This is a genomic window from Flavobacterium anhuiense, assembly GCF_900101855.1.
GTDB lineage: Bacteria > Bacteroidota > Bacteroidia > Flavobacteriales > Flavobacteriaceae > Flavobacterium > Flavobacterium anhuiense.
In genome coordinates, this window is sequence record NZ_FMVC01000005.1 from 351,885 (window position 1) to 365,559 (window position 13,675).

At 34.7% G+C, this 13,675-nt stretch carries 7 protein-coding genes; all 7 read right to left on the bottom strand.

The genetic code is table 11. The features are described from left to right. Positions 1-196: 196 nt before the first annotated feature. Complete coding sequence (locus BLP44_RS15340; RefSeq protein WP_091134250.1) at positions 197-3,892, bottom strand: contractile injection system tape measure protein; 3,696 nt, start codon at positions 3,890-3,892, stop codon at positions 197-199. Beyond that, positions 3,876-6,593 carry a hypothetical protein gene (locus BLP44_RS15345; RefSeq protein WP_091134252.1) on the bottom strand — a complete coding sequence of 906 codons (2,718 nt, stop codon included), beginning with the start codon at positions 6,591-6,593 and terminating at the stop codon, positions 3,876-3,878. The genes BLP44_RS15340 and BLP44_RS15345 overlap by 17 nt, the downstream gene beginning before the upstream one ends. Further along, positions 6,593-10,318, bottom strand: a complete 3,726-nt coding sequence (locus BLP44_RS15350; protein WP_091134255.1) for a hypothetical protein — start codon at positions 10,316-10,318, stop codon at positions 6,593-6,595. The genes BLP44_RS15345 and BLP44_RS15350 overlap by 1 nt, the downstream gene beginning before the upstream one ends. Continuing rightward, positions 10,315-10,749: a GPW/gp25 family protein gene (locus tag BLP44_RS15355; protein ID WP_008469171.1), complete on the bottom strand. Its 435-nt coding sequence runs from the start codon at positions 10,747-10,749 to the stop codon at positions 10,315-10,317. The genes BLP44_RS15350 and BLP44_RS15355 overlap by 4 nt, the downstream gene beginning before the upstream one ends. Next, the gene (locus tag BLP44_RS15360; protein WP_008469168.1) at positions 10,742-11,041 is read right to left on the bottom strand and encodes a PAAR domain-containing protein; all 300 of its coding nucleotides are present in this window, start codon (positions 11,039-11,041) and stop codon (positions 10,742-10,744) included. Before BLP44_RS15360 ends, BLP44_RS15355 begins: the two co-directional genes overlap by 8 nt. A 129-nt stretch (positions 11,042-11,170) precedes the next feature. Next, the gene (vgrG, locus tag BLP44_RS15365; protein ID WP_091134257.1) at positions 11,171-12,970 is read right to left on the bottom strand and encodes a type VI secretion system tip protein VgrG; all 1,800 of its coding nucleotides are present in this window, start codon (positions 12,968-12,970) and stop codon (positions 11,171-11,173) included. After that, entirely contained in the window at positions 12,970-13,644 is a 675-nt protein-coding gene (locus BLP44_RS15370; RefSeq protein ID WP_008469165.1) for a CIS tube protein, read from the bottom strand. Before BLP44_RS15370 ends, vgrG begins: the two co-directional genes overlap by 1 nt. Between the last annotated feature and the right edge of the window lie 31 nt (positions 13,645-13,675).

Consider the following 13,675-nt stretch of genomic DNA (forward strand, 5'->3'; position numbering starts at 1 on the left):
ATTTCAAGATCGTATTCAATGGTTTTTTATTCATTTAACACATAGAAACATAGGTTTTACTCTCTTAAAAAGACTTTTCAACTCATTCAAATGCACACAGCTACGGCTATGTGTAGGAAACTTGTTTCTTTTTTTATTCTTTTTTTATGTATAAATCTATGTTTCTATGTGTTTAAGAATTAAAGGCAATGTTTTGTTAATAAGGCCAAATGACATGTAAAGGCTTATCCATCCAATGGTATTTCATAATAGAAAAAGCAAAAGGAGATCTGTTGATCAAAATATCATAAGCCCTTTTCTCTACAGTAAGTTCCCATTTGTCTTCCAGTTCTACCAGAATTCCGTCGCGTACAAGCCAGTTTCCTCTAAAGCCATCTATGGAAGAATCTCCAATATCTGGCCAATGCGAAATAGCTGCTTGTATTAAACCGTTTATTAATTGCTTTTCCCGATCAGATATTTCTACAAAATCGGGTACTGTGTCTGTCAATGGTAAACCGCACAAAACTTTATTCAATGGCAGATAAACTTCTTCGGTTTCCTGCATTCCTGTGATGACGTACTGTAAATACTGCACAGCTCTAACCTGATGTTCGTTGCTTATAAATTTATTCTCTGATGTAAGATTCAATCGAGCAAACAGCATTGCGATATAATCGTTCAAGAGCACAATTCCTGCGTTTCTAACCGCAACACCTTGCTTGAGGTTAGTTTTTGGTTTTTCTTTAATTCTAATTGTTTCCATTTTCGATAGTATTTCGGTTTGTTTTAAAATTGGTGCAGTTTGTTTTTCTGTTCGAAGAATTTCTTTAAAACCAAGCTGTAAAGCAGGCGGAAATTGATAGATATATTTTTCCATGTCGGCCAAAAAGTTTTTCTTAGAAATCCCTTTTTTAGTCACCACTTCCCAGATTAGTTCATTCCATATTTTATCAATAGCGATAAGTCTCCAATTGTCATTGACAACAGCTTTTAAAAGTTTTCGAAGCAAAAGATGCTGCATTTCTTTAGAAGCCAAACCTTTGATGGTTACAGATCCCAAAACCTGATTGAACTTTTCCAGAATTCTCAAATACGATTCTCTGTTTTTATCCAATTGGCTTGTTGCATTGCACAAATTATGAAAGTTGATATTGCGGCAAAGCCAATCCATTTGAGCTTCGGGAATAAATTCTTTTTTCATTATTCTAAAGAAAATCTGAGGCTCTTTTACCATAATGACATTCAGAATATCTTTGATTTCTATTGTTTTAGAAATGCTGAAATCAGTAGAAATCTGACGTTCGATAATAATGGAAGAAATCCATTTGTATTTTTCTTTTTCTGATAATACTTGAATCTCAAAAAGTATGTCTGAACTGACAGTCTTTGAAATTTCATTAGAAAGCACATAATCCGAAATCATTTCGCTTTTAAAAAAATGTTCTAATTCTGTTACAGAGTTTGCTGATTCAAAAGAGTTTGTTTCGTTTTGAATCTGTATTTTTTCCTTTGCAACAGTCTTTTTCAAATACAATTTCAGTTCTTTTTGAAGCAGTTTTTCAAATAAGATTTCATTGCCTTTATAAGCTGAATATTTTAAAATCGTGTTCCAGAAAAGTTCGTTTAATTCCCAAGTAATTTTAGTTTTTGAAGCCGATTTTACGCTATTAATAATGACAGCAGATGTCTTCTGAATCCAGTTCTTTTTCAGCGCAACACCATTTGTCAAGAAATAATGCAATAGATTTTCGCTTTCCTTTCTGTCTTGTTTTCGCAGTTCTATAAAACCCGAATCATTAAAATTGGAAGTCAGTAATTGCGCTAATTCTTGCTGATCTTGTTGCGATGTATTCTGAATGAGCAATGCAAGCGCAACGGTGTCGATTGAACTTGTATTTCTTAATTGGTTCAAAAATGTCTTTTTGATGGCAACTCCAAAAGATTTAATTTGTTTGGACTGAATCAGTTTTGCGATAAACTGAAAATAATCGTTGCGTCTTGTGTCAGTTACTTTTTTGGATAATTGCATGATAATAGTTTCCAGAAACAAAGAGGAATTATGTTCGGGATGAAACAGTATTTCCTGCATTCCGAGAAGTAATAAATTATCCGTTATCAATTCTTCTGGAAAATCATATTTATCCTTTTCGTTCAGAATTTCATAAACAACCTGAATGGTCTGTACGAGCTTTGTCTTTTTATAATTGGCAGTTTTTACCAATAATTGTAGCATTTCACGATTAAGGACCAGCGGAAGTATTTTCTTTAAAACTTCTTTATTTCCGTATGAAAGCATTACCTCAAAAGCCATTTTAGGATGCAATAAAATGGTTCTCGTAAGTGATCTTTGCAAATCAATAAAAAAGACACTTTTGGTGCTGTTTTTCTGTAATTCCAGTTCTAATTTGGCAACAAGATTCTTAAAATGAACAGCTGGATAATTAGAATTATTACGGTTTATTTCCTTGCAGTAAATCGCATTAAGATTGGTATAAATGGTTGCCGAATTATTATTTTTTACCGCCGCAGGAATTTTAGCATTGGTAAACATCGCCAATAAATGCTCGTGGCTTAGATTATTTTTTCTGCCTAATTCCTTAATGCAGAAAAGCAGAAACGCACTATTGCCAGCATTTTTATTTTTAATTAAAAAAAGCATTCCAATTTCCCATAAAGCCTTATTGTCTGTTTTGAGTTTAAAGGTTTGGCTCAGTTTATTCAAATACGTTATCGATTCCATTTGAAGAAGCGATGGAGTAGTGTCTAATCTTGAAAAAAGTACTTTTATAGAAGTTTCGTTTAAATCCTCAAGCAGTGAAGCAAGCAGGTTTTCTTCTTTAAAAATAGGCTGAATAAGGGCATTAAATTTTGTTTTGTTTTCAGTGCTTAATGCCACAATTAATTCGTTCAAATTGTCTTTGTCTGCCTTAAATTTTCGGCTGTTTTTATTTTGAAGTAATTGTTCAAGTAAACTCCAATAATTTATCTTATAATCATGTAAATGGCTTTCATTTTTTTGTGTTTCATATTCTTGAGTCAGTATTTTTAGGCAAGCAATAAAATTGTTGTTTTGAGAAGTTTTATCAGAGAGTTTTACAATCGCATTTTCGATCAAAACAATAAGTTCTGCGTAAGCAATATTGTAATGATTTGCCATTTGCAGAATACTACTTTTCATGAAAGCGAGCTTATTAAATAGAGTGCCGCGTTCCAGCAATAAAAAGTTAAGAATAAAGAACCAAAGATTCTTTTTGAAACTGATTGTACTCGTCTGAATAATAGTTTCCTTAACCTGAATGTTTACCATAATAGAGCTAAACTCAATTATCGAACTACTATTATTAGGTTCAAGCGCCGCAATTATTTTGGTTATATTTTTTTCGTCAAACTGCCATGCAATTCGTTTTCTAACTTCCTCATGCGTCATTCCCGTTTCCTTGATAATCGCAATAACCTCAGCTAGATTATTCTGAAGTAATTCTGCCATAATTTGGTTTACAGAACCTTCTTTGTTCTGATAATTCCATGGCAGATAACCTTCTAACAAAAAGACCATCAGATTTTCCAGAATCGATTTTTCTTTATTGTAAACCGCGATTCCGTTTTGCTTCTGACTGTTTTGATACAGAATTAATTCGGCTATTTTTTCCCTTAATAAATTGCGTATTTTTCGACTTAAGTCAAATTCAAGATCGCCATAATCGCAAGAGCCAAGATCAAGTTCCAGAGATTCAATTCGCCAGCTTTGTTCCTGCGGACATAATTCATTAAAAATAGTGGCGACTTCTCTAGGCAACGAGATTTTGCTCCAGGCGCTCAAACGTTCCTGAAGTCTGTAGCTTTCTTTTTTCTGGTCAAAAGTTGTGTCCCACTTTAGACTTGATACAATATGGCTATTTATTTCTTCCATTTTTCGTTTCTAAAATTGAGGTTAAACTATTGATCAAATTCACTGAAGAAATCTCTGGATTTGCTATTTCTAAATTATTTTCCTGTTTATTGAATAAATCCTGAGTATTTTTAAAACGCAAGCTATCATGCCAATTACTGTAATTAGGTATTAGAGTTTCCAATTCTTGAAGACTTACAAACAGACATTCGCATTTTATGTTTGTTGGAAGGCATATTGAAAGAAACAGTTTTAAACGTTTTTTGAATTCAGGAGTTTGTAATTCAGGAATAAAATCAGGAAATAATAAGATGGCATTTTTCTTAAAAAGTTCGTCATTAATTGTAATGAGTCCGTTTCCAGAAGAAACTGTAATGCGAAATGCATAATCGGATGATTTACTTTTTGTATAATCTGTAGTTATTACAGTTTGAGAATCGCTAGAAACCAAAAGATATTTCTCCGAAGCAAATTCCAAGTAACCATTTTGAAATTGAGTATCCAAAACAGTTTGGTTCAGACTATTTAGAATATAATTTATATTATTTACTGATTGAAAATCAATATTCTGAATTGTGTAATTTAAACTATCACTTTGCTTTACGATTTGTATGTTATATTTTAATTGATTTAAAAGAATAGAGGTTTCAATAAAGATGCTGCCTTTTCTTTTTTCTTTAAACCAATATACTTTTTGTATAGTTTTATTGGCGTTCAATTGGTCTTCTATAGAATGTTGTGAAGCTTCAAATTGAGCCGTAATAAAATTGTTATATATATTTTTTAATCCGAAAAGGAGATTCAGTTTTAATTCAAATCCCGAAAAATTGCTGAAATCGGTTTTGCTTAATTTTTCTTTTTTATTGAGATGTTCTGATTTAAAAATAAAATCAGACGTGTTTTCATTGATGTAATCGTAATGATCGTTTTTAATATTGAGATTATGAGTCGGAGTTATTTTTGAAGCCGTCAGAAAATTGCAGGCTTTTATTCTATTATACGTTAGTAAATCAAGGTTTTGAAGATATAGACTCTTCAAAATGATTTGATCTTTTTTCTTATTTCCCGTATAAATTGTACCAGCAATTATGGCATCAATAACTTTAGGCGATTCGCCGTGTCTCGCAAGCAAATGATCTAAAATTGTATTTCTTCTTTCAAAATTGACATCTTCTTCCTCCATGATTTTCATCATTCCAAAGATGTAAGCATTGTAAGGATCTTGCTGATATTCTAACCAGCTTTTTTCTTTTAGTTCTTTTTTAGTTTCGTCGCCATAAGTGTATTCAAACACATTATTGTTTTTTAATAAAGGCTTGATATGAGGAACATTGTACAGTGACTGATAAAAATAGCTTGGAGAAAACATTTTGTACGGAACAGGATATTCTAAGTGTTTTTTCTCATACTTATCTTTTAGCGCATAAAAAGCATCTTTGTCTGATGGCGAACCGCATACAGAATTGGTAAAAGAAAATAGTTTTGAAACATTGGCCAGTTGCGAAAACTGATTGGCCAGAACCTGATCAAATAAGGTTAAGTAGCCTTTTAGCTGACGTGATTGCGCGACTTGTATGGGAGCAGAATCATCTTCAATTTTATCATCGCCAATGCCATATTGCTGCGGAAATGTATTTTGGATAGAATAATAGCTGTTAATGTCTCTAAAACTGCTTTTAGGCAATTTTATAGCAGGTTTGTTATTTAAACTTATCGCTGTTTCTTGATATTTACTGAGATTAATTTGCAACGGGCTTAAAGCATCAGTTTGAACTTCTTTTCCGTTGCTGATTAACAATAGTTTTTTTTCTCCATAAGAAGCCAGAATATCTATCGCTATTATCTGACTGATAGTCGATTGCAATGCTTGAACATGATTACTGTTCTGATAAAGCTGAACTCCTGAAACTGAAATAATACCAGCTACAGACTCAATTACTGGAATTAGATCGATAGTTTTGAGAGTATCTTTTTTATCTAATATAGATTCGCTTAAAATCCAGCCATTTTTTAGATAAGGCCCATCATATATTTCGGCAGCATTATATCCATCTTCTTTTAGAGAATCATAATTTACCTGAGCTATTTTCGGAAAAATATAAGTGCGAATTTTGTCTTGCAGTTCTAATAAAATGGCTTGTTCGTCTGCGTCTTTTTCAATTTCAATTTTTCCGCCAATCAAGCAGTTTTGTGGCTGCAGAGCAATTGGCATATTAAAAAGTTCGCCAATATTTCGGCTTTGGTTAAGGTAATAAAATGACGATTTACAAATAGTATCTCGCTGAATGCTATCGGTAATATCGGGATTTATATAAAGATATACTTGATATACTCTGCTAAATGGTGGAAGATTGTCATTGTAAGTTACTATTTCGGCATTATAAACATCTTCGATCCCGTCAATGATGTATTTTTTGTAATCATCAATTGTATAGGGCGAAGTGGTCAAGATTTTATAAGGAAGATAGAACTGATTTTCTATTTCCATTTTTCCTGTAGAATCGGTCAAAATATCGGGAATAGAAAAATCGATACAATAACCTAATTCTGTAAGCGCATAACAAACCTGATCCAAAATGGTCATTCCAGGATCGCTCGGATTAAAGTTGGTCCATTCTGTACCAATATGATTTTGGATATAATCAATAGCTTCGTCTTTCAGGAAATTGAAATCCTGATGCGGCGGAAGCTGTGTTTTTGTTATTTGATTATTAATATCCATTATATCAGATTTGAAATATTATGATTGGGAGCAGAAACTAAAAGCGTTGCTTGTCCGTATGGCATTAAAGTTTTTTTTTCACTTTTTAAAGCGGTTTGCACTCCCGTAATGGGATTGATGTAATAGCTTGAAAAGGATACATTTTCGACAGAAAGGACTCCTTCAATAGTTTGAATAAATGTGCTCACTTTGGCATCAACAAGCGGTTTGTCGATTTCTATTTCCGAAGGGCAATTGGAAATCCATGGCGATAAGTACTTCTTTAAAGCTAGATTTACATTTTTGTTTACCAACGTTTTTTGGTAGTTTGGATCGACTATAATAGAGATATTGATGCAAACATATTCCAGATTAAAATTGGAAATGTTCATGTTTATAAATGGCGACGAATTGGCGCTTAAATACTGTTTTACTTGAATCTCAAGTGCATTTGTTACCAAAGGAATAAAAGCGTTTGAAGCGTTATCTGACGCTATTTTTTTGACTAAATAAACATTAGTGCTGTTGTCGCTTTTTTTAGTAACTACTTTTGAATAGTATACGGTATCAAATTTTTCGGCAATCAGCGTATAATAATCGGTTAATGTGCTTGCTCTGTTTTTGGTTTTAATGCTATTGCTTACTCTTTTGTTTCTATCGGTTTTGTCTTCCGCGGCTTTTCCTCCAAAAGAAGCGAATGGCTGAATGATGGTACCTATTTCTGGAATCTTGGTTTCCGGTTTTGTGATTGCATTAGCCTCTATCTGCGGACTTTGTGTATCGGTCAGAAATGAAGTTCCTGTTCGTTGTACACTAAAACCGTTGGTTTGCATAAAAGTGGTTTTAGAAAACGAAGCAAGATTGCCAGTAGCCGCAATAGAAATCCAGTTTTTGGTTCCAGGCATTATCGTGCTGTTATTATTGCAATCTGCGGGAATAGGAATTTCTATAATTCCAGAACATCTAAATTGGCTGGTTTGATCAGATAAAGGCTGAATGTTTTTCCAACCTGAATCGCTTAAATAGTAATACATTATGTCATTCTGATTGGTAAGCGCGGTAGAATTTCTGGCCAACTCAAAATAGAGGTTCAAAGTGCTGTCGCAAATCAGATTATCTAGTTCGATAAATAAAGCGCCGTTATAATTAAAAGAAGGATAAAGCGGAAAACCTTTTGCGGCATCGTTTTCAGAACTTCCAATGATTTGGGTATTAAATGTATTGGTTTTGGTTTGGTCGGCTGTTTCACTATCAAATACGGTATAGTTTGAAAAAGGAGCATATATAAAATACTGCAGCGGATAATCGCCAGCTGTGCCATCAAGTTTGTAGGTTACACTAGCATTATAAATGGCAGAAAAGGTTTGTATTTTGGGTGCAAAAGGTACATTGGCCGCGGCAATAAAATCTGTCACTTCTTTGTCTTTAGCCATGGCAAGTTTATTGCCATTTTGTAAAGCAATGCTAGCCACAACATTTGCATACAATTCTGAGCCAAAGCCATATTCAGGACTTGATAAAGTCATTTTTATAAATCCCGATGAACTTTCTTCGGTAAACTTTAAAGTTTCTTTTTGAATGTTTGGATCGGGCTGCAAAAGCTTGACGCCATTTTGCGCAGCATTAGATTTTGGATCGGGTTTAGAATATACATAATAACTGCTGGAGGTGTTTAGAGTATTATTGATAGCATTTATTGGCTCAGGATCAAATAAATAAACAGATTTAGGGATTTCATCAATGGGAATAAAAAAATTATCAATATCACTGCTTTCAATTTTGGTCATTTTCAGGCCTTGCCATGATTTGTTTTGAATAATATTAAAATCAACAGTAAAACTGGTGTTTGTGAATTCGCTTGGAAAAACAACATCCTCCTCTGGTTTAGATAATATATTTCTAATTGTTCTTCTAAGTCCTGCTTTTGGAGTTGTTTTAGTTGGATGCAGATATTCATTATATTGCTGATAATATACTTCAAAATCAGCTGGTCTTTTATCCCAATCTATTTCTACGATAAAACTGTCGAGAGGTTTGCTCAAGATTTCATTATTTCCAATAATAAAATTGGCATTTACCAGCGGAATTGGTCCAAAAGGAGTGTAGGGATTTTTTGTGCTTAATTCACCAAAATCATTATACAATTGAAAGGTTTTTACACCCGTTACTTTTAAAGCAATAGTTATCGAAGTAATTTTAGGAGGCTCTTGCGGATTTGGAACATTCTGAAATAAAATCTTCATCATTGGCCAATCGCTTTTCAATCCGTCAGGATTAACCAAAAAAGGTTCGATTGAAGCTACTGTCTCGTCAAGAACTATCTCTATCGTAAAAACAGTATTTTGCTTTGTAGCGTCTGCTGTAAAATCTGCAGGAGCCAAATTCAGTTTTAGCCATTCTTTTTGTGTGCTCAAAAAATAGCTGGCTTCTTGCAGTATTTTTATATCTATTGGAGAATCAAATTCCAAAGTCAGGTTTACTGTTCTTACTCCTTCACGCAATAATAACATTGGTGAAGCAAAACCAATTCCGATTAAAGAAGGACTTAGAGAAAGATCATCTGAACCGAAAGTTTCCCAACTGATTGCTTTATTTTCTGCGTCTAATTGAATTTCTGTTGGCTTATCAACAGTTTGTAAATTATAAAAAGCATTGTTTTTATCTTGATAAGAAAGCTTATGCACGCTCGCAATTGCAGCAGGATTTAGGTTTACATTTTTTTGAGAAGCAAACAGAATAGGATTCTTTTGCGCATCGACTCCAGCATTAAACAAGGTTCCGGCTGGCAAAGTAAATACAGCTGTTGGCTTTGTAAGCGTCGCACACAAAAAGGTGTGATCGGCAACTGCAGGGAGTTTAGTCTGTTTTAGAATATCTCTATAATAAAAATCAAGATGCTTTTCAGAAAGACCATTCATGCGATCTTGCTGTACTTTTAAAATATTTACAAAAGAGCGCAAAAGAACGGTGTCTGGAAAATGTCCTTTTTGAAGATTTAATTTCTTGAATTCTTTTCCCGCATGATGAATTATGGTTTCTAAAAACTGAAATAGCTTATCTCCAATTTTGGTTAGAATATCTAGACTAAATGCCGTTATTGAACTTGTTTCCTGTAAAACGGAATGTTCTGTTTCAAATCCGAAAACCTGCCAAAAAGGAGTTTTGTCTTTATTGATATACCAAATGCTTTTGTCAAAAGAGTTAAAATCTTGCAGAGGCGCTGAGGCAATAGACAAACCATCAATAGCTAATTTGTTTAAATATTCTCTAAAAGACTGAATTGCCCAGAAATCAATGCTTAATCTTGTTTTAACTTCTTGTAAAATATAACTTTTAAGATCGTAGATTTCGCTATTTCTCAGCATATAATGAGTCCAGCGTTCTATAATTTTATAAATGGCCGTAATGCGGTCAAAAAGATTGTTTAAAGCATTTGAATGCGGAATTCCGCCGTTTTCGTTTTGTATTAATCTTTGAATTTCGGTACAGCTATTTTTATAATCTGAATGCAGTTTTTTGTAGTTTGTTTTTGAAATCGAAGCCATCAGAAAAACAGGATCTTTTAGTAAAAACGGACTCCAATTGCCATAAATGGTATTGTTGTCATTATAGAAATTGATCAATTTGCTGAATTCTGTCAAAAAGTACAGCCAGTCTTGCTCGGTTCTTCCGTCTATTAAATGCGGACTTGGAACGAGTGCTTCGTTGAGAGAATTTATAGCGCTATTTTGATCAATTAAAATCATTTTTTCTTGTCTAAGTTTGTTCCTTCTTTTACATAAAATGGGAACACATAGTTGTGTCTTGTATTGGTTTTTGAATAGATGTAGCTAATCAGTATTTCTATTTTTCCGTTTGCAACATCAGTCGATGCAACTTTTACATCTTGTACTAATATTCTTGGCTCGTAACGCAGTAGGGAAAACTTGATAGCTTCAATGATTTCGCCTTTAAGCGTGCTGTCAATTTTTCTAAACATAAATTGCTGTATTCCTGAACCAAATTCGGACTCAAGAGTGCGTTCGCCTTTTCGGGTATTTAGAATAACATGAATAGATTCGTTAATGTTGGTTTCATTAGCGGACAAATTCAGCTGATAGTTATCTGCAGAGAAAGACACAGGAAATGCCCACCCTGAACCTAAAAAGGCAGTTTCATTATGTTCCAAATTATCCACCGATCATTACATTAAATGCTCCTAGCATAATTGAGCCTCCGTGGGCTGTCGTATCTCCCATTCTTGCGGCTGGCATACCGCAAATCATAACTGTCGCAGATCCTTTTATAATAGAATCTGGTGGTCCTACACAAACCAGTGTATCGCCAACTTTGGCTGCTGGTAATCCGCCGATTAAAACAGTTGGCGCACATGGTCCTACTATTGGTCCGCCTACATGCGGAACTGGTGGCACTCCCGGAGTAACCATAGGACATTGGTGAAAGTCTGTAAGTCTTGCTGCTGGTGGCATAAGTTTGTTGTTTATGGTTTATGGTTTGTTGTTTATTGTTTATTGTTTGTTGTTTCTGGTTTTTGTTCATAGCTTTTTAGTCATAATTGGGCATTAACTATAAACTATAAACCATCAACCACAAACTGATTAATTAATCATTACCATCGCGCCTTTCAATGTCAATTGCATTCCGCCTGAGACTTGAGCCATTTGTCCGCCTTGAGCGCTGTATTGCATATCTGCGTTTTCTTTGATGTTAAGGCCTTTTATAGCAACATCTCCGCCACTTGACTGTATGTTGACACCTTGATTTCCTTTGATGGTAACATTTTGATTTGCCGAAATGTTGATGTTTTTTTGGCTTGATAAATCAATTCCACTGTTAGACATAACAATACTGTTATTGTTTTCGTCCTGAATGGTGATTTTCTTGTCTTTATCGCTAATGATGATGGTGTTTTTATTGGGTGTGGCAACAGTCCATACTTTGTTTTCATCATCAAACTGCACCGATATTCCTGATTTGGAAACAATAGCTTTTATTGAGTTTTTCTGATTTGGGTCTAAACCTGTATAAGGTTTTATGCTTGTACTGCTGTAGACGCTTCCGAGAATTATAGGATAACGCGGATCTTCATTTATAAAACCCAGAATGACTTCGTCTCCAACTTCGGGCATGAAGAAAGCTCCAGCTCCGCTTGTCGAATAAAAATTGGTAAGCCTTGCCCAGATTCCTTGCCCTTTTGGATCCAATAACGGAACATCTACTAAAACTCTGTATTGAGAATCAGGATCTTCATACATCTGTTTTACAGTTGCGTTAAAAAGGCCTTTCGCTCCAGGAACTAGACCAGAAGCCGGCGGTGCCATAACATCTGGTTCTTCGGTAAACCAAAAAGGAGAAAGCCCCAGTGAAACCTCAGTAATCCAGTTTCCTTGCGATAAATCGTGTACAACTCCTGCAACTAAGTAATCGCCATTAAAGCGATCTCCAAGACCGGCGAAGGTCATATATTTTCCGGGATCAACTAAATTTGTGCCTTGAAATTTGGCTTCTCCCATTATTTTAGAATATTCACTTTTAATAATCTGTGCTTTCGACCAATTAGTCAAATCAGCAGTTTCTAGCGGGGCAGAAGTCTGCAATTGATAGGTCGAGAGTCCGACAACTTCAGAAAGTTTTTTTGTAGTTAAATTTCCTGATCCGCTAACATCTGGTGCTGCATTACCCGTTACAACGGCTTGGGTTTTAAAATCCCAGCTATTGGCAGCCACATTTCCTAACTGGGTAACAGCACTTAATTTGGCATTAAATTCAAGCAAAGTATCGCCATACGTTACGGTAAGCACTGATGAGATGTTTTTGTCGGGAGGAAATACAGAAATTTTTCCGTTTAATGTGGTTACGATTAGTCCATTTGCCTCGGCAAGAGATAAAAGATAATCCCAATCGGTAACGTAAAATTGTACTTGTTCTGGCCAAGTTGTGCTAGTAGCAGTAACATCTGCGCTTAATCCCGAATAGTTTCCTATAAGAGACGTCATAATATCACTGTCTTTTTGTTTTGAGTAAGTAAGGCTTTTTCGGCCCACAATCATTTTTATGGCGTTGTCACGGCATTCAACTTCAAGAGCCGATCCTACAAGATTATCAATACGGATGGTCTGGCTCATGATTACACCAGAAAAAATAACTGCGTTGGTATTATCATATCCAGCTTCAATGCTGATTGATGCTCCTGGAACAAAAGTAGCGGAAGAACTGGCGTCAAATTTACCAGTATTAGGTTCTCCGTCTAGAATGGTAACTTTTGCAGAAGCAATTCGGTTTACTTTTTTTTCTATATGTACAGAAAGCACACTTAGTTCATCGGCTATTGGAGAACCGTTGACTTTTACGACAAATGTTGCGATTCCGCCACTTTTTATTTCGGTTGAGGCACTCATTAATTTGAAGGGTTTATAGGTGGAAAAATTAATTTGTCGATACCATTTAGGTTTCTGAATTTGTTAAGTTTATTATACTCTGCAACCTGTATGTAGTACGAATCATCGTTCCATACTTTCTGGCACAGCTGTGGCAATGACATTCCTTCGGAAACACTCACAATGTGGGTAAGGTCTGGAGATTCTGGAGCATCAGTTCTAGTTACTGTTTTTGGAGAAATGTAACGGCTAAATGACAGCGATATCTTAGCTCTAAGCGGACTTCCGTCTGGTTTGAATAAAGTGTAAGAGATGTCAATAGAATCGAGTACTCCGTTGAATGTGATATTCTGCCCCCATTGTACTTTTACAAAATTAGGTCGGTGTATTTTACCGTTATAGGTGTAAATAATCGTTTCTAAAGCAGTTATTTCTTTGGCCATATCGGTACGTTTGGCATCTATAATTCCGGTACAGTCTATTACCATTTCAAAGCTCAGTTTATCGCTTGGAGTGCTTTTGTACTTTTGCGAAGCCGAACTTGTTGCGGGTGCTTGCTGCTCGTTGTATTCGATGCTTTTCTGTATTTTGATATTATCAGGATTAATCATAAAGGCATACGGACTTCCAGAGAATTTGTTTTGAAATTCTTCGTCTGTGTATCCCGTAATTTTCATTAATTCTAAACTTGCCATTGGGTTATTATTTTAAGTTTAAATTTTTTAA